Source organism: Colwellia sp. BRX8-5, from assembly GCF_014077325.1.
Classification (GTDB): Bacteria; Pseudomonadota; Gammaproteobacteria; order Enterobacterales; family Alteromonadaceae; genus Colwellia_A.
Genome location: NZ_JACGVR010000010.1, coordinates 58,808 through 77,382 on the forward strand (window position 1 = coordinate 58,808; position 18,575 = coordinate 77,382).

The following is an 18,575-nucleotide window of genomic DNA, read 5'->3' on the forward strand; positions in this document are numbered from 1 at the left end:
GACTACCCACTCTATTCCATTAGAAATTAGATATTGTGGTTACTAGATTTAATTTCATAGCAAAAAATTTTGTTTAATACCAAATTTGCCATCTTGATAATCTCTAAATGCTCAATTTAAACGTTCAAGTTATACGTATTGAAGACGTAATTCCCTAAAAGTTTAAGGTCAGCTTTGCCACAAAGCGATCGTTCATGATCTATTAGTGAACAATTTTACTTAGCCACTACAGTCCTGTTGAGTAATGATTTAAACTACCAACACCTGCAACACTCGAAGTAAGCCATGACAAATTCAATTATCGATAATCAAGAGTTCAATATTGCTAGTATTAATGCATCTCTGCTAGGCGTAAAAGATATTAAGGAAAACTATAATGGCTATATAATCACTTTTTATAATGCTAAAGGATTAAAGAAAACCGTTAGCCGTAAATCCTTTTTAAACAAGTACGCAAATTTGGCTAGCGATATAAATTTATAACGGTATAAATGTCCGTTTACATAGTGTCTGAAAGATATACGTATCAACCCTGATAATTTCTCACTATGACTGGCTCCTGCGCCACCATAATGAGACGGGACATTAAAAATAAGACTATCGAACATTAAATGAGGTTGAGACGTTTTATGCTATATTCACTATTGCCACAGAGCTTAAAAAAACGTCAATAATGAAAGCGCAATTATACAGCTAAAGAACAGGTTACCACATCCCATATGACCTTATTCATCCATTACCCAGTCGCCATTTTCATCCTTCTTATACTTACGTTTATGCTAATAAAACGGGGGAATCGCTGTTATTGCTGAACCATTTGTGACACTCATACTGAAGCGTGTATTTATTGTAATGACCACCATATTTGAACATTATCTTTATGAGCTTACGCAGCGAACGACGATATTGCTAATAACGCGATTAATATGTATTTCATTATTATGGTACCTGTTTGATTGCACTTCGTTCTACTTGGGCTAATCTTGATTCGTGCCAGCCTTCTCTTGGGTCTAATACATTGTGCGATGGATTACCGTTTAGCTTTATACTGAAGTAGCGCGTGTCATTTGGGTTGCGTACCATCGAATATCCATTAGCCCATCCATATGAGTTCTTTTTCAGGTAATTCCAAGCTGTTTTGAATGAGAAATACAGGTCTTCAATTGGGTACAGTTTTTCTATATATGGGTATGTTGTCGTTTGGCCGTTATCCCCATCCAATGATTCAACGCCATAACCTAGGTCGTGTAGGTCTTGTGCCATGCTGCTCATTATATCGTCCTATTTGTAATGAATCTGTTTGATTTTTTTACCGTGAACTTAACGGTGAAGTTTATTTAACATGGCTAACAGTATGGACTTAATCATCGTTTCAAATGTCGGCTGCAACGAGAGCAGTTCATCACAAAAACGTTGCTCCCATGTACGCGATGGTTGCACGATTCAAAGCACTTTTTAGTCACCGTAACCCGAGATTTAACACAAGTTGGTTGCATCCGAGTTCCTTGCAAAACAAAGCCTGCAAAAATACCTCAATACTTCATTTTCTCTGATAGTTTGAGCTAGTAAAATACCCACAGTCCATTTGACTACAGGTCGATATAACTAGCAAGTAAAAATGACTCAAAAAATGTTGCCTATTACAATTAATTTGATAAATAATATGCTTAAATATTGAACCGTGCATTGAGGATGAATGTCAGTTTATCTGCTTGTTATTTGGCGTTGGGCATAACTAGGAGTTTTAGTTTGAAAAGTTGCCCATAGTTAGCATTACGGAGTAACCTAAATTGACTTCTACCAAGACAAAATCGGAAGTTTTAACTTAACTGCTAATCACTTCCAAAATGCGCACAAAAGACATTACCCTCAATATTATTGTCATATATTTTCTAATGAATAGCTGTCTAAGTACATTAGGACGTTATGTAAAGTCACTATTAAGGTTCGTTTATACCAAATAAACCAGTACACAATTGTTTTTATTTCTCGTTGAGTAGTGCATAACGTACCATTTGTTGGCTCATATATCTCATGGCTCGTTATGTAAATTCATAGATGAAGTTGAATGCAGTAAAATTTACTGGTAAGTTACTAAAAATATTATGAAAATTATTGTACGCGACCGAGTTAATCAGAAATTATCAAAGGTTTAATTCGAAATACGTACTAATACACTGTTAGCTCTCAAAGCAAGAATGGAAATTATGGAAGAACCTAAAGTATTTGTCTCATATAGTTGGACAGACCAAACACACCAAGAATTAGTAAAGCATTGGGCTGATAGACTTGTCGCCGATGGTATAGATGTTATTTTAGATATTTATGATCTAAAAGAAGGTGATGACAAATACGCATTCATGGAGAGCATGGTAACTGATCCGGAAGTTACTCATGTATTGGTCATATGTGATCGGGCATATTCTGAAAAAGCGAATGCCCGTAAAGCTGGTGTGGGTACCGAGTCACAGATCATCTCTGGTGAAGTGTATCAAAAAGTGAAGCAATCTAAGTTCATACCGATTGTATGTGAGTTTGGAGATGATGGAGAGCCAGTTTTGCCCGCGTTTATGAAATCAAGAATGTGGATAAACTTTTCAAGTTCAGAAGCTGAAAACGAAAATTGGGAGCAGCTAGTCCGCCTCCTTTATGGAAAGCCTCAGCATGTAAAACCTAAAAAAGGTAAAGCTCCTACTTTCATAACAAGTGACACACCAGTTCCAACAGGCGAAGCATTTGCTAAGTTCAATTTATTAAAGCAAGCGGTCCTCCAAGATAAAAAAGGTTTGAAGCACTACAGACGAGATTTTATTGATGCATGTATTTCATATGCTGACGATCTACGAGTGCGGCAGCGACCAGAAGCTGAATCTATGGGAGAAAAGGTTTTAGAGGACTGCGGTAAACTTAAAGCTATAAGAAATCACCTTTGTGATTGGGTGCTACTAGAAAGTGAAATCTGCGATGAGGCAGATTTTTCAGAGTCATTAGTAGATGTTCTTGAAAAGCTTAGAGAGCTGAAATCTAGACCCGCTGAAATGAACAGCTGGAGTGATTCTTGGTGTGAAGCTCACTCTATTTTCGTATATGAAACTTTTCTTTATATAGTTGCAGCCCTACTAAAATCTGGGGCATATAATGTACTACATGAAATTTTTACTTCTCATTACCTGATGCCATCTTCAGAAAGTTATGGAAAATCAAATTTTGAAAGATTTGACTGTTTTTACGGATATTCAGAAACACTGCAGGCCATCTTGGCACCGGAAGGAAGAAAGCTGCATGCCCCTGCTGCTGAGTTATTGAAGCGGCAGGCCGATCGCGAAGACTTGCCATTTGGGGATGTAATGCAAGCTGAGTTATTAACCCTATTAATGTCTTTCATTACTCCAGAAGTACGATGGTACCCACAAACACTCCACTATTCATCTCATGGTAATGGTTATCCATTTTTCGTAAGAGCAGCTCAACATAAGCATTTTCAAAAGCTTTCTATAGTTACCGGAATAGCCTCGGCAGATGAGTTGAGAGAAAAAGTAAAGGAAGGGCATGAGCAAGTGGGTACTGGTCAATGGCATAACTTCCACTTTGAAAGAAATTTTTGGTCATCTATGAATATGGATGAACTCGACAAACTGAAATGAGCTAACAAAGCATTACACCGCACAAGCCGGTGAATGCGGCGTTGGCAACGAGGGTTTGATGTAATCTCATGTAATACAAGTTAATGAGCAGTGGGAATTCATTGGACCAAAAGGAAGCGTTGTTTTTCTGTTAAAGGTTTGGGGTTTGTTAATTGTCAACCAAAGAATAATTGGGGAAATGGTTTCTATCTTGTCTAAGTTGATATTCCATTTGAAATGGATGGAGAGGTAGTTCGACAACTCATTTGTTCGCCAAGATATGAAGGTGATAGCCTTGAGTCTTCTGAGTGTACCATTGGTATTGATCCTGTCCGGCAAGGTTACAGTTTAACTGTCGACTGTGTAGTCAACGACAAAGAAGTTCATTATTGTGCTATAGGTTCAATAAAAGCCACATAACAGTTGGCTACTTTCTCCTTTGTCACTTATTTTAGCAAACTATCATTTGCCTCTTAATAGGGCGATATCGATACAATATCTAATCCAAATTTAATTTTAGTTAGTTGATGCTAATGTTCTTAGTGGAAAATTGTGAATTAGCAGTGTTCAATATATCCAAAGACGACAAATCTAATAAGGTCGAAATATTGTGGCACAGTTAAATGTAATTGGTTGGCTTAGGTAAATGAAATTAGGTGGCACTGATGCTAGAGGTTTTGCAATTAGTGCTAAGTCTTTATACTTGGACGCATAACAGCTGTTAACGAGGCGCTATCGATACAAGATCTAATACAAAGTGTTGTTTGACGCTAGTAATCTAATGTCTCGAGTGTGGCAAAATTTAGCGTCCATAGATGAAAGAAAGCGTATGGGGTGAAAAGGTTTAGTTCGGTCATTTGTATTTATTACACTGTTGCTCTCGTCTATAATTGCTAATATCCACAGCTTTCAATAAGATCTAAGTAACATTAGAAAGGAACTATAACATCGACTTATTGCAGCTGAGCTGAGACTAAGTGGATAATCCTTGAAAAACGACAAGACTATAGCTTTTTCGTCTATAGGAATAATTTATGATATTTTATTTTAGTACTACGTTTAGTACCAAAAAGACAAAGTAAAAATAAAAACAAACATAAAAAACAAACAGATACAGCGCAAAACTAGATGACCCCCGCCCACCAAATAAAGACCTTTTTAATCCATTAGTTATACCTAGTAACTTTTAGATTTGGCGATAAACAAACCACCGTTTATGATAAGAAACCGCTTAATTGCGGTTTTTTTATGTCTAAAATCTCCTCCCCCTAGATTTTAGCTTTCATAACTTCCCATTATAAAAACTCAAGAAGAATCATTTGATACAGCTTTCATAACTTGGACATCCATTATAAAAATTTAAGAAAATTATTGGATACAAACATATAAATGCTGCCAGAAGTTATACGCAAACCTATCGAGTAGTTGAATAAAACTTATAATATTATTGAAAAAGTCTACATATGATGGGAATTACTGTTTATGGGGATTTAAAACACACTTAACGATAGACGGTTGAGCCCATAGTTTATTACATATTATTTCACAAAATAACTATGCTAATAGTTTTTCGCAGCATGTCAGATTTTGTCGTCGTTTAAATTCATGGTGTTCATAATAAGCCGTTAACGAATCCCTATTGCCTATAGCGCCATGAAACAAGCGTCTAAAATCTTTTGTGAGTGTTAACCAGTTGTCGGTGTTGATATGTAAACGTCGTAATAATTTTGGCTTGCTTTGAACAATATAATCTTTTTTACTTTCTTTTATACAACGCCCTGTTAGTTTGACTAATTGCAGGTAATCCGTTAATTCAAAAGGTAGGCCTTTAGGCATATTAGCTTTGGGATCACCTACAAAAGGCATCAGGTTTTTGGGTTGCTTACCCTTTATAGCTTCGATGGCACGCTTTTTTACACTTGTGTATAGTGAACTCTCTGGCGCATCTGCCATACCGGCTCTAACAGGGTTTAAATCAACATAGGCCATGCAGGCTAAAATCGCTGATTCATCGAGTAAAGCTTGTGACTTAAAGCGCCCTTCCCAAAACCGGCCGGTGCAATTATCTTCTTGATTGGCTTGTCTCGCAATACGCTCATTAAGAACACGCATAAACCAACTTATATCCATTAATCGACTGCGATAGCAGGCTACCGTATTTTTTAATGTTGGAAGTAAGTATTCGGCAATCAATTCACCACGGCAATATTGTTGCGTTAAAAAAGTGCCTTTAAATATTTTATGCCAACGCTGTAATACTTCTTCTGTCGACCATGATTCAGCCCTTAGCTCATCAATAAACAGCACTAAGTGACTATGATTACTCATAACCGCATAAGCACATACATCAATAGCGAAAACTTGACTTAAACTAAGTAACTTATCTTCAATCCAGCCTCTGCGGTGCTCAAAACTCTTACCTGTGAGTTTATCTTCACCGCAAAGAAAAGCTCGGCGAACACAGCGAGAAATGCAGTGGTAATATGGGGTATCAACTAAACTAATCAGTTTTTTTCTGGCAGTAGTCATAAAGAAAATCCTTTTACTTTGACTCTTTTAGTAAGCCTAGTAGAGGGAATGCTATCTTTCAAATTAACTATGGGTGTCCTGGTTAATCCTCTACAAGGCTCACTTAGCACAATGTTGGTAAACTCGATTCTAAATACGTTACAACAAATCTCGCTGAAATAATTGTCGCTGAAGAATGAAGCTGGTCACCTTTAGATGAATCACCTAAATCAACAACAGCCTTAGCACCAAAATATAAAGGCTTAGATGGCGACTGACTCGCGGCTTCATAAAGTGAATACATTTCCATTTCTAGGCCAGCCATTTTACGATGTTGGGTACCTATTTCTGCCATTTTAGAAGCACTAGCTATTACTGCAGACCCTGAGGATATAGGAGCAATAATTACCTTAGAATCTTTTAACTCAGAGTCAAAAAGACCTTCTTTGAGTTTGCCTAAAAGATTTTTAGATTGTATCAATTGATCAATTTCAACTCTTACATTGGAATCAATCGTTGATTGATATGGCTCTTGTTTAAATGAATTATCTTTAAATTTACCTGTCTGATACTCCCAGCAAACATCACCTATAATTAAATCCAAAAGATTTGATTCACCTAAAACTCCTGCACAAATACCACTCATAGCAACAATTTTAGGTTGAAAAAATTCAATAGCTTTAGAAGCTACAATCCCCATACTAACAAGACCCATTCTAGCTGGTGTAATACATAAACCAGAATAACCTCCTATTTTAATATCCTGGCAATTTAAACCCCTTATTATTTTAAGATCTCCAAAGTTAGCATTTGATTGTGAATATGCTTGTCTTTCTTTAGATAGAGCACAAAATATCAAAAAGTCATATTTTACTTTATCAACTATTCTATTGAGTTTGAGTTTTAAACTATCATGCCATTTAGTATCATCGCTAGAATAGCTAACAACGGTAACTCCTGACTCATTGAATAAATGCAGGTTTTCAATTTGTGTAACATCATATCCAGTTATAGCAATTGCTTCTGTTTGATAGTTTTTACTTTTTGAAAATTCTCGAATGATATCTGAAGATATATCAGTGACGGGACTATCTTTGGCATCATTTAGAGGAAGATATATGTCAAATATAATCAGATCAAATAACTCTGCAATAATTAATCTTCTAGCGTCAGCTAGACAATCAGCAGGAATTAATTCATATTTATTTTCAGTCAAGGTATCACTGATACATTGTTTTATTGATACAATTTTATCATTCTGATCTTCGATCAAAAGAATACGCATTTACGACTCCAAAAAGATTTGTGTTTCTGATTCCCAATCATTCTTAGAATGATCGAACTCATCTTTATCATTTTCATAATAAGCAACGGTTAAGTTGTTCATCCCATATAGTTCTTTTATTTCAATTTTTGACTCTTCAATTGAATAATATTCATTTTCAATCTCAATATCTGGATACTGTGTAAGTATGATAATTGGAATGTTAAATTTTTTTAAATATCTTAACTCTAGTATGATTTCAATACCACCAGAAGGCATCGAAAGGGGACTGCCTTCACCAACCCTTGCAGAGTGACTTGGGAGTGACATATCCAAAATAAGTTTATCCGGAGTATGACTATTCAAAAATTTGATTGCGTCATACACATTGTCACACCTATTAATAATCGAATGATCCAATACTTTATTTACAAGTAATTCGATTTCCGAAAATTTAAATAAATCATCTTCAACAATAAGTATTTTCATATTTAATAATCCACAGAAAAATTAAAAGATGCATTTATCTTTTCATTTTCAAACTGAAAATTTACATCGCTAATATATTCATCCATTTCCATTCGTTTTAATTTTTTGATACCACTTCTACCTTCAATTATATGGGCATTTTCAAAATCTGCACTTAATGCTTCGTTAATTCGAATCTTAGCCTCTTCTAGAAGTATATGTGAATCTACTTCTGATATAATTGACAATTTAATAAGTTGACCTTCTTTTCTATACTCAATTTCAAACTCAAGTTCACCAACTTTTTTTCCATAATAGGCAGCATTATAAATGAGTACATATAAAGCATCATAAATAGCAAAATACACGCCCCCGCTAATGACGAAATCTGAAGAACCAATTACAATCTTTGGAACGAAATCACCAAAAAAACCTTTGATTTCGGAGATCACAGCTTGAAACAATAGATTTAGCTCTACAGAAGGAGACGCTATAGATGGCTTATTAAACCAGCCAGAGATGGTCCGAAATTTATCCGACGTTGCTGAGTTTAGTTCTTGGCAAAAATTTTTGACTTCCCTATTTTTTAATGATTTTATTGAGTTACAATCAAAATTGTATACAGCATGTTTAGATTTATTTTCCATAATAAATTTTCTTATGTTAGCTAGGTCTTCTTCAATAAATCGCCAACAAAATTCTGTAATTAAATATGGTATTTCCAAACTATTCCCATTTCGGGTGTAAGAATTATAAATCTCCATAAACATATGATTTGCAGATATTTTTTTAAAATTTGAGTTTAATTCACAATAAATCAAACCTTCAGGTTTCTTTTTACTGTTGATGTATAAATGATCAACTTTAAGCTTTTCAAACATATTTTTATAAGATCTCAACCAAAGTGAATAACGTTCTGAAAATTCATGATTGTTGAAAATATTTTCGTACTTTTTGTCTGAAGGAAACTCTCGTGCTTCTTTCAAACCAGTACCTTTAAAAGTACCATGGCGTATCCGTCTTCCTAGATATGATGCAATTCCAAAAAGTTTATTGTTGCAAAATTCGGCATAACATCTTAATAACAAAGACGAGATCTGCTCATTAGTTGAAATGCCCGTTTTTACTTTATTCCAGTTAATGTTCACACTAAAAATTTCTTCATTTCCGCAAGTACTCTCTAATAAAAGAGTAAGATCATTTAACACATTATCATTAATCCATTGTGTGAATTTAACTGGATCAACATATATTCTTGAATCATCGATTGTACCTTTTGCTTTGCTAATTTGAATGTCAATCGTAAGATTTTTCGCCCTTTCTATATAAGAAGAATCATCAATCTTATGCCCATACCAATCCAATATCCCTGAGCGGTCTTTAATTGCTTTATTTGGCATGTTAGTTATTTGAAATAATTTACTCAGAAATGTTTCATCGCAAACCTGCACAAGGTGTTCAGTTACAGATGGGGAGACTGAATAAACATACTCAATCAAATCTTTTAGGTTAGCATTATATTTTGAGACAGTTATTTCTTGTATAGTTTTTCTTAAACTATGGTCAACGATACTGCTATTTGATTTAATGGATAATAAACATGCTATTACCAACCTTAGTTCAAAAGTTTTTGCATTATTTTCTAATTTGTTAAGATAATGTTCTGGACAAATAAAGCCTATGTCTCTGGTATGTGACATAAGTTGAACAAATTTATCTTCTTGTTCACTTTGCCCGTTAAGTTCTGCATCATTTTTTTCTATAAAGAATAATAATGCATTAGAATTCTCTAAGAAACTACAATCACGAGAGTCGTATTCATGTAAATTGATACTATAAGATTCTTTTTTACAATGTCGTAAATCATCTAAAGTTCGAATTGATTTAAAATAATCATTCATTAATTTCTTTTCTATTGGTGTTCTTTCTTCTTCCTTTGCTTCATTCTTGCTGTAAATCGAAGCATGTATGGTCTTGTACTTAAAACTATCCTGTAGTTCAATCAATAAAAAATTTTCTCTAAAAAAATTCAAATCCATATTTTCATCTTTTGTAGACAAATATAAAGTAACATCAATTTGTACACACGAAAGTGAATAAAAGGATTCAATTAACCTTTTATCAATGTTATAAACATTTTCTGTAAAAGGTAATTTTAATCGACTGGAACTAGCGTAATATAAAAATGAGTCGATTATTGAGAAAGAAAAGTATGCATTTAGAGTATTAAGAAATACTTCTTTACTTCTAAATACATGAGAGATAAAACTTCGAGCTATATAGTTAATATTATTATTTTCTTCTGAATCAATTATTTTTTTACATATATTAAAATAATCAGTCCGAGGGTTACTTAATTCCCTTATCGCACTTTCTAAATATCCAGTATTTTCAATTTCAATCTTATTCAATATTCCATCAACGTCATCAGCTACACTGCCAAATTCATCAACATTTTCTGTATGATTTCTAATGAAAAATAAAACTCTAACAAAGAAACATGAAACACCTTTTTGTTCAATTATTTCATTGCATAAATCTAACGATAATCTAAAGTTTCTACTTTGACTGGCAAATAATAAGTTACGATATAAAATTAGTAATTCATTAATTTTATGCTGATGTGTATTTATCTCATCAATTATTTCATCTTCACGATATATTACTGATTCATGAACACCTTCGGAACAAACTTTATTAAAATTACGAGTAAAGGTATTTGAATCAAAAAGTTTATTGTTTCGCAATATTACCAAAGAATTTTTATAATCAATAAAACTACACTTTAGTTTTATTTTTTTCAGTGCATTTCGAACTTGGTATGATTTGGATTCACCAATTAATCCTCTGAGAATATTTCTAGCATAATTAGACTTTAACTGGGAGATACTATTATTAGCATGTTTTTTATTCATTAATTTCTTATCTATTTAGTTTTAATTGAGCACATGAAATACCTTTTTTTGCATATGAAAATCCATTTTCAATGTTTTAATGCATGATTTGCAAAAAATTAACGCAGAAAAACTAAATTATAGAAACTTACATAAAAAGATTTGTATATATTTAATTTACATAAAGAATACAACAAATTCAAACTTTATAATCCCAATGTGTTGATATAAAATATATTTTAATGATTAAGCAAATAATTAGTTGTCATTTAGAAGTATTAGTCATCCATTTGCATGAACCAAATTAAACCTATTATTTATAACATAGTAAAATATTTATGATTAATATTTAGATACTCATGGATTTAAAAAATTCTTTTCAAAAACATGCTCACGAGTAAAATTAACAAACAAAGTATGAAATAATTTTTATTAAATAGAAGGCATTATTAAATATAACTGTTAATCAAGTGCTATAAGCCACACTACCATTTAGTGTCCACCTTTTGACCACCTAAAAATGACAGACTGTGATAAGCATGGACAAGCACTAACACTAAGTTATTGATTTAACTATAAGTCGTTGATAATTAACGTCGTAAAATGGGTTCGATTCCCTCCCCGCTCCAACAAATAAAGACCTTTTTAATCCATTAGTTATACCTAGTAACTTTTAGATTTGGCGATAAACAAACCACCGTTTATGATAAGAAACCGCTTAATTGCGGTTTTTTTATGTCTAAAATCCCCCCCCTAGATTTTAGCTTTCATAACTTGGACATCCATTATAAAAATTTAAGAAAATTATTGGATACAAACATTTAAATGCTTCCAGAAGTTATACGCAAACCTATCGAGTAGTTGAATAAAACTTATAATATTATTGAAAAAGTCTACATATGACGAGAATTACTGTTTATGGGGATTTAAAGCACACTTAACGATAGACGTTTTGAGCCCATAGTTTATTACATATTATTTCACAAAATAACTATGCTAATAGTTTTTCGCAGCATGTTATATTTTGTCGTCGTTTAAATTCATGGTGTTCATAATAAGCCGTCAATGAATCCCTATTGTCTATAACCTATAGCGCCATGAAACAAGCGTCTAAAATCTTTAAGCGGCTTTTTATATATCAAAGCACTTATAACGTTTCTTTGGCTTTATTCGCGGTCCAGACACCGGGCTCTGTTTTGCCTTGTATTTCGACATCATCAAGTAAAAAGGTAGGCTTACCATTTTCTTTGAGTTTCTCGCGAAAGTCTTTAGTTAAATTCAATACGGTTGGGGTCAGTAAAATAATGGCGTAGATATTCACCAGCGTCATTAACCCTAGTGCCATATCTGCTAATCCCCACACTTCTTTCAACGAAGCCGTTGCTCCCCAAAACACCATAAATAGATAAATGCTGGTATAAAAGAGTCGCCCTACTTTATTGTCTAGTTTAAATAAATGTAAATTACTCTCAGCATAAGCATAATTAGCAACCACAGAAGTGAAAGCGAATAAGGTAATCGCGGCGGCAACAAAATAGTTTCCACCACTACCAAAATGGCTCGTCATCGCATCTTGTGTCATTCGAATACCTTCCATTTCGCCACTGATATTAATATCTGACAACAAAATAACTACAGCTGTGCAACTACAAAGCACCATGGTGTCTAAGAAAACCCCTAGCATTTGTACATACCCCTGAGCAACAGGATGATTAGGAACAGGTGAAGCGCCTGCGGCTGCATGAGGCACACTACCTGCTCCGGCCTCATTTGAATATAAGCCTCGTTGAATGCCATTCTTAATTGCTGCACCTAAAGCGCCGGCACCCGCTTCATTTAAACCAAAAGCTGAATAAAATATATCGACAAACATTGAGGGTAAAAGTTGAATATTCATCAAGGTGATAACGACCGCTGTCCCGACAAAGGCTAACCCCATAAAAGGTACAATAAGTTCGGCAAATCGAGCAATACTCCGCATGCCACCTACAACGATACTTCCGGCGAGTACCGCAATAACTACGCCTGAATATTCACGAGGGATGGTAAAAGTATTGTTTAATGCATCTGCGATGGTGTTGGCTTGCATTGCACTAAAAGTAAGACCGTAGCCTAAAAAGAGACAAAGCGAAAAAAGAATAGCCAGCCAAGGTTTGTTGAGTCCTGCCCGAATATAATAAGCTGGGCCGCCCCTGAATTCTTTATGTTCATCTCGCACTTTATATAACTGGCCAAGAACACTTTCAGCAAAGCCGGTCGCCATACCCAATAATGCAATGACCCACATCCAAAATACCGCGCCACTGCCACCCAGCGAAATAGCCATGGCAACACCCGCTAAATTACCCGTACCAACTCGCGCTGAAAGCCCCGTACATAGAGCTTGAAAAGAACTAATACCTGACTTGTCAGATTGCGTACTGCCTTTCATCACCGTAAACATATATTTGAATTGCAGTATCTGTATCCAGCGAAGTTTGAACGAAAACCAAAATCCGGCAAAAAGTAACAAGTAAATTAATATTTGGCCTTGGCCCCAAAGGATATTGTTGATAGCGCTTACAATCTCATTAACCATTTACTTGCCTTATTTACTCTTTAATTTTCAGTATAGTACGATACTTTTTTAAATTATATGCTTAATTTTTTTGACTCAATCGTTAATCAATAAATTATCTTTTTGACAAGTGAACCCCTGCCAACATGCAACGTACTGAGCCACCAGCCATTTCAATGGCAGAGACATTCAGAGGAACTAATTTCACTGTTTCTTCTAGCAAGGTTATTTGCTGTGGTGTTAATGCGTTATAGGCAGTTAACGAAAGCGCAAGTATGCGCCCTGAAGTCCCTTGCAATTCGAGTGCATTACCGCAAAATTGATTGATTTGCTGCTCAGTTAAATAAATAATTTTTTTACCTGCATTTTCAAAGCGCTTAATAATTTCATCTCGGCGTTTAGGGTTGGTCATCATTTCAAAGCCGGCCATGACAAAATCACTGCCAATACACATTAATACATTGGTATGGTAAACACGAGTGCCCTTCTTGTCTTGAGCATCGAAAACCATAGGTTCAAAATTAAAGTGAGCGCAAAAGCGTTCAAGGACATGTGAATCGGTTCTTTTTGAACTAACCGCATAAGCAATGCGTTCAATATGGTCTAGCACCATAGCACCAGTACCCTCTAAGTAAATATCATCATATTCTAATCCAGAATAATCAAAAACGACTTGCACACGATATTGTTGTTTAAGCATGGCGATAATGTCTGTGCGGCGTTCCTTGCGGCGATTTCTTGCATACATAGGGTAAATTGCGACTTGACCACCACTATGTGTTGAAAACCAATTATTAGGAAATACTGAATCGGGTGTTTCAAGTCCTTCATCTTCAAAGAGGTGAACAACAACCCCTTCTGCTGCAAGTATGGTTGCTGCGCTAGTTACTTGATCAAAAGCGAGGGCTTTAATTTGGTCTTGGTTTACAAGCTCTGTTGACTGAAAGCTATTGTCTTGCTTTGTTTCTTCGTTAGGAAAAAAGTGATGTGGGCGGATCATCACGACCGCATTTGGTGCTTGTGGAAATACTGGCATAATTTCTCTCTGTTACCTTGTATTTTATGCTTTATCATAATTTCTCTCTTGGCAGATAAAGCAGAGCGCTATACAAAGCTGTTATTTAACTGAACCCTATACTATCTGCTGAAGGTGCTAATCAAAATGGCAATATGTTGCAATTATTGAGTAAATATTTATCATATTGTTTAGTTTTATTGTCAAAATGATAATTTGGAGCCGAGTATGACCGATAACAAGAACCTGAAGAAGCGGGTATTTCTTTACGATGCTATTGATAAAGAGCTCATTGCTATTTTACGCCTTGATGCTAGGGCCTCTATTTCTAAGTTGGCAAAGTCACTCCACGTCTCGCGTGGCACAGTACAAAATAGAATGGATCGACTGATTAATTCTGGCGCTATTTTGGGATTCACGATTCGAGCTCATGATGAGTTAGAGACTGAAGTCGTTAAAGCTATAATGATGATAGAAGTTGTCGGTAGGTCGACCACACAAGTGATTAATAAACTGCGTGGTATTGCCCAACTTGATAAGATTCACACAACTAACGGTACTTGGGATTTAGTGGCTGAGGTTAAAACATCAAATTTACTCGAGTTTGACCACGTACTGCGTGATGTTAGAACGATAGAAGGAGTGCTTAACAGTGAGACCAGTATTCTTTTAAGCTCAGTTTAACCATTTTCAATTCATCTAGGATATTTATGGGTAATTACACTCAAACGCCCTCTTTGTTAAAGCTGATGGCTTTAATTGCTGCTTATAAGATAACTTTCGCTTTTATCTCTGATAAAACACAATACTAGCGTTAATAACGATAGTATTTTTCAAGCAGTTTATGGATAATATCTCACTTTTAAAGAAATGCTCAATGTGGCATTTTAAGCTGAGCTTTTCCTATGCATGAAATTAGTGGTCGATGGCAACTGGGGTTATTTTTATCCCTTACTACGGCAATATTATGGGGCGTTTTACCGATTGCGCTCAAAGAGCTATTGCAATATATGGACGTAAATACCATTACTTGGTTTCGTTTTCTTATTGCGGCCGTATTTTTGGGCGGATACTTAGTCATCACCAAACGCTTACCTTCATTATCATCACTTAAGAACAATAGAGTCCTGGTGTTAATGATACTTACCGTCTTTGGTTTATTAGCAAACTACATTCTCTATATGATGGGCTTGGCCTTAACATCACCAGAAAGCACACAGGTCATGATTCAAATAGCCCCGATGTTATTACTTATTGGTGGTGTTTGTGTTTTTAAAGAGTCGTTTAATACCAAACAAAAAGTGGGCTTGTTAACCTTTATCTTAGGACTGGTATTATTTTTTAATCAGCGATTTGAACAATTATTTAGTTTTCAGGGTAACTATGCTCTTGGCCTTTTCTTTATTATTCTTGCGGCAATTCTTTGGGCTATTTATGCCTTAGCACAAAAGCAACTGTTGAAAAACTTTGCCTCTGAAGAAATTATGATACTGATTTATTTAGCGGGAACCTTGGTGTTTTTACCGTTGTCGGCCCCGTCTTTAGTGTTTGAACTAGATACTATAGGCTGGTTACTGTTGATTTTTTGTGGGGCAAATACGCTTTTGGCTTATGGCGCTTTTGCAGAAGCTCTTGAACATTGGGAAGCGTCTCGTGTTAGCGCAACATTAGCCATAACGCCGTTATTGACCTTAATTTTTATGCAGATCATTAATTATATTTCTCCAGGAGCGATTACAAACGAACCACTCAATACTACCAGTATTGTCGGTGCAGTGATCTTAGTTATTGGTTCTGGTGTTACGGCGTTAAGTAAAAATAAAACAAAAATAGTATTAACCTAATGGCTTAGATGTCGGCAAGCAAACCGACTCTTTGAAGCCATTAATTATAGATATTTACCTGATAGCCCAGTCATTAACTATCAGTTTTTAACCTTTACTAACTAAATAAAACTGCCCGTATCAGGCAGTTTTAAATTCAACAATCCCCAACAACGTCTTAAAATAACCTAGCTATATCGTATCGATTAAGTACTATAACCACAGGTTTTCAAGGCTATTGTCAGTGAACTATTTGACAATAAACGACCGATATTGCAACCGAAACGATTCAACTGTCTATTTTTATTTAATCTACTGACTTGGTTTATTTTCAGCCCAAACAGCCGTACCTTTATAGGCAGTCTGAAAGATAAACAACCTATCTTCAGAATAAGTGACCTTTATTTCAGCTAAGCTAGGCATGTAACCTATTTTTTTATTTCTGATCGTAATATCTGACATTTCAGTTAGGCTTTGATCACTAACCATGTAATAAATAGTTTCTTCAAATGCTCCCCCGGTGATCCAAGAGAAAAGTAACTTATTATCTAAGTTTTGAATATTAAAATAACTTCTATCTCCTGCTTCACCAATGCTAGCACCTCCAGAAGTAGTTTGCTCTGCGACAGTTATGACGTTAGAAGATACCTTTACATCTGTTAGCAAACCATCACGGTTAATTATTCTGGCTTTAATTGCCTCGTCACTCAAACCTTCACATGTACTACAATATCCCCCTTGTACCCATGAGAAAACAAAGCCATTATCGATGGGTGTTAAATCTTGGAATCGTGCAGTAGTTACATTATTTTCATCTATGATTGAAGGTTCAATTTTCCTGACAACATCAATATCAATATCATTAATAAATTTTCCATAGGTAACTATAGGGAAATCATCATTATTCGACTCTTTAATTGACCAAGAAACTAAAATTTGATTGTTACTAATAGCCGCTTTAATCGTATTATCAATAAGACCGTCTACATATTCATGAATAGAAAATATCTCTGAAGTGACACCTGAAGTATCAATGTAACGCCCCATGATATGTTCACTGCTATTTCCTGTTTTCCAGCGCCAAGTAACTAAATATTTATCACCATCAAAAAGAATGTTTATTTCTTTGTTGTTATTACTAAGTGAAAACTCTCGTTCTAAATATAAATCTATGTATTTACTATAAAATGATACTGGAATACGAACATCATCTAAAACCACTCCCGTTTTTGAGACTCTTTTAGCAACAAGGTGTCGATCATTATAATCAGCGCCATATACAACGAGATATGAACCCTGACTGTATTTAGCATTGACATTTAAACAACCTAAAGATTTATCATCAATTAAAAATTGTTCACTAAAAGTGAGCTCCTGCGACATAATTTTGCCATAGAGCTGATATTCATTAGAATTCTGTGCTGATGGTTCACAAATCAACAATAAAAAATCATCATCTGCCTTTGTTACACTTATCTCGGTAGTCTCATGCGTTAATATACTCAAGTGCGAAGTCCGGGCAATATATCGAGAAACTTCGATATACCGATCAAACTCTTGGGCTTCCGAAAAAAAGAAAATAGAATAGTAAACGGAGTTCACTTCCACATAACTTTGCATGAATTTTAACGCAACATCGTCAATATTCGCCGTAAATATAATCTCTGTTCCCTCAAAGCTCGAAAAGTTAATGGGCTTAGAAGAGACTTCACTTATGTTTGAAAGTCCTTGCCTACTTTGAATAAAACTGTCAGTTTTTACGATAGTAATAACTTTAGGAGAAGTACCTTCGGAATAAAAAGTACTAAGTACAAGAGGCTCTGGATCAAGGCTTTGTTCTTGATACCAACTAAGAGGAATTTTTAAAGTGATCCCCCCTCTAAAAACAGCGTTATATTTGTTTGATATTTCATTTTTATATTTAATACTTTTATAATCAAGAGGAACAACGGCCACATCGGTGTTCGTTCCATTAGCTTTAGTGCTGTCACTACTAGAACCTCCTCCACATCCTTGAACAGATAAAATAAATAAAACAATCGTTATTAACTTTTTCACATATATTCCTTTATAAATATATTTTTTGGTCATTAAAATACCTTAACGAAAACGACTATCTGGTTTAACCGTTTTAAGTGGCGATATATAATGAGCAAAAAGGGGATGAACGAAAAATAAAGTGTAACTTTTCTTTATTCATTGATTTGTTATGTTGAAATTTTATCACGCTTTACAAAAAAAGTAATATAACGCTAAACAACAATATTAACAAAAAGTTAACGTTAAATCTTTAAAAAGTCGGTTTTAATATAAATAATGTTTTTAGACTAACTAAGATAATAAAATAGCGGGGTTATGGTGATTCTAGTTTACTGTATGGATAATATTTACTGCTTCGTTGTCATTTTCTTTAGGTGTTTCTT

At 34.7% G+C, this 18,575-nt stretch carries 13 protein-coding genes; 5 read left to right on the top strand and 8 right to left on the bottom strand.

Going from position 1 to position 18,575, the window contains the following annotated elements; genetic code table 11:
- The first annotated feature begins 285 nt into the window (after positions 1 to 285).
- The gene (locus tag H4J62_RS09035) at positions 286 to 483 is read left to right on the top strand and encodes a hypothetical protein (protein ID WP_182214051.1); all 198 of its coding nucleotides are present in this window, start codon (positions 286 to 288) and stop codon (positions 481 to 483) included.
- Positions 484 to 939: 456 nt separating this feature from the next.
- On the opposite strand, the gene H4J62_RS09040 is transcribed toward H4J62_RS09035, so the two are convergent.
- Complete coding sequence (locus tag H4J62_RS09040; protein WP_182214052.1) at positions 940 to 1,083, bottom strand: hypothetical protein; 144 nt, start codon at positions 1,081 to 1,083, stop codon at positions 940 to 942.
- 1,124 nt (positions 1,084 to 2,207) lie between these two features.
- On the opposite strand from H4J62_RS09040, the gene H4J62_RS09045 reads away from it, so the two are divergent.
- On the top strand, positions 2,208 to 3,644 hold the full coding sequence (locus H4J62_RS09045; protein ID WP_182214054.1) for a toll/interleukin-1 receptor domain-containing protein: 1,437 nt from the start codon (positions 2,208 to 2,210) through the stop codon (positions 3,642 to 3,644).
- Between the two features lie 216 nt (positions 3,645 to 3,860).
- Positions 3,861 to 4,043, top strand: a complete 183-nt coding sequence (locus H4J62_RS09050; RefSeq protein ID WP_182214056.1) for a hypothetical protein — start codon at positions 3,861 to 3,863, stop codon at positions 4,041 to 4,043.
- Positions 4,044 to 5,177: 1,134 nt separating this feature from the next.
- Here H4J62_RS09050 and H4J62_RS09055 read toward each other — a convergent pair.
- From H4J62_RS09055 to ctlX, 6 genes are all read right to left on the bottom strand, one after another.
- Positions 5,178 to 6,152, bottom strand: a complete 975-nt coding sequence (locus H4J62_RS09055; RefSeq protein ID WP_182214058.1) for a transposase — start codon at positions 6,150 to 6,152, stop codon at positions 5,178 to 5,180.
- A 103-nt stretch (positions 6,153 to 6,255) separates the two neighbouring features.
- Positions 6,256 to 7,416 carry a hypothetical protein gene (locus H4J62_RS09060; protein WP_182214060.1) on the bottom strand — a complete coding sequence of 387 codons (1,161 nt, stop codon included), beginning with the start codon at positions 7,414 to 7,416 and terminating at the stop codon, positions 6,256 to 6,258.
- Positions 7,417 to 7,884: a response regulator gene (locus H4J62_RS09065; protein WP_182214061.1), complete on the bottom strand. Its 468-nt coding sequence runs from the start codon at positions 7,882 to 7,884 to the stop codon at positions 7,417 to 7,419.
- 2 nt (positions 7,885 to 7,886) lie between these two features.
- Positions 7,887 to 10,778, bottom strand: coding sequence for a hypothetical protein (locus tag H4J62_RS09070; RefSeq protein ID WP_182214063.1), 2,892 nt, complete (start codon positions 10,776 to 10,778; stop codon positions 7,887 to 7,889).
- Positions 10,779 to 11,904: 1,126 nt separating this feature from the next.
- Positions 11,905 to 13,335 carry a sodium:alanine symporter family protein gene (locus H4J62_RS09075; protein WP_182214064.1) on the bottom strand — a complete coding sequence of 477 codons (1,431 nt, stop codon included), beginning with the start codon at positions 13,333 to 13,335 and terminating at the stop codon, positions 11,905 to 11,907.
- A gap of 94 nt (positions 13,336 to 13,429) precedes the next feature.
- On the bottom strand, positions 13,430 to 14,350 hold the full coding sequence (gene ctlX, locus H4J62_RS09080) for a citrulline utilization hydrolase CtlX (RefSeq protein ID WP_182214066.1): 921 nt from the start codon (positions 14,348 to 14,350) through the stop codon (positions 13,430 to 13,432).
- Positions 14,351 to 14,557: 207 nt separating this feature from the next.
- Between ctlX and H4J62_RS09085 the strand changes: the two genes are divergently transcribed.
- Positions 14,558 to 15,013, top strand: coding sequence for an Lrp/AsnC family transcriptional regulator (locus H4J62_RS09085; protein ID WP_182214067.1), 456 nt, complete (start codon positions 14,558 to 14,560; stop codon positions 15,011 to 15,013).
- A 221-nt stretch (positions 15,014 to 15,234) separates the two neighbouring features.
- On the top strand, positions 15,235 to 16,173 hold the full coding sequence (locus H4J62_RS09090) for a DMT family transporter (protein WP_182214069.1): 939 nt from the start codon (positions 15,235 to 15,237) through the stop codon (positions 16,171 to 16,173).
- A 291-nt stretch (positions 16,174 to 16,464) separates the two neighbouring features.
- On the opposite strand, the gene H4J62_RS09095 is transcribed toward H4J62_RS09090, so the two are convergent.
- Positions 16,465 to 18,243: a hypothetical protein gene (locus H4J62_RS09095; protein WP_182214071.1), complete on the bottom strand. Its 1,779-nt coding sequence runs from the start codon at positions 18,241 to 18,243 to the stop codon at positions 16,465 to 16,467.
- Between the last annotated feature and the right edge of the window lie 332 nt (positions 18,244 to 18,575).

Coding starts and splice junctions, on each gene's coding strand:
- H4J62_RS09045 (WP_182214054.1), top strand. CDS start 2,208: ATGGAAGAACCTAAAGTATTTGTCTCATATAGTTGGACAGACCAAACA.
- H4J62_RS09040 (WP_182214052.1), bottom strand. CDS start 1,083: ATGGTACGCAACCCAAATGACACGCGCTACTTCAGTATAAAGCTAAAC.
- H4J62_RS09065 (WP_182214061.1), bottom strand. CDS start 7,884: ATGAAAATACTTATTGTTGAAGATGATTTATTTAAATTTTCGGAAATC.
- H4J62_RS09055 (WP_182214058.1), bottom strand. CDS start 6,152: ATGACTACTGCCAGAAAAAAACTGATTAGTTTAGTTGATACCCCATAT.
- H4J62_RS09060 (WP_182214060.1), bottom strand. CDS start 7,416: ATGCGTATTCTTTTGATCGAAGATCAGAATGATAAAATTGTATCAATA.
- H4J62_RS09035 (WP_182214051.1), top strand. CDS start 286: ATGACAAATTCAATTATCGATAATCAAGAGTTCAATATTGCTAGTATT.
- H4J62_RS09075 (WP_182214064.1), bottom strand. CDS start 13,335: ATGGTTAATGAGATTGTAAGCGCTATCAACAATATCCTTTGGGGCCAA.
- H4J62_RS09085 (WP_182214067.1), top strand. CDS start 14,558: ATGACCGATAACAAGAACCTGAAGAAGCGGGTATTTCTTTACGATGCT.
- H4J62_RS09070 (WP_182214063.1), bottom strand. CDS start 10,778: ATGAATAAAAAACATGCTAATAATAGTATCTCCCAGTTAAAGTCTAAT.
- H4J62_RS09090 (WP_182214069.1), top strand. CDS start 15,235: ATGCATGAAATTAGTGGTCGATGGCAACTGGGGTTATTTTTATCCCTT.
- H4J62_RS09050 (WP_182214056.1), top strand. CDS start 3,861: ATGGATGGAGAGGTAGTTCGACAACTCATTTGTTCGCCAAGATATGAA.
- ctlX (WP_182214066.1), bottom strand. CDS start 14,350: ATGCCAGTATTTCCACAAGCACCAAATGCGGTCGTGATGATCCGCCCA.
- H4J62_RS09095 (WP_182214071.1), bottom strand. CDS start 18,243: ATGACCAAAAAATATATTTATAAAGGAATATATGTGAAAAAGTTAATA.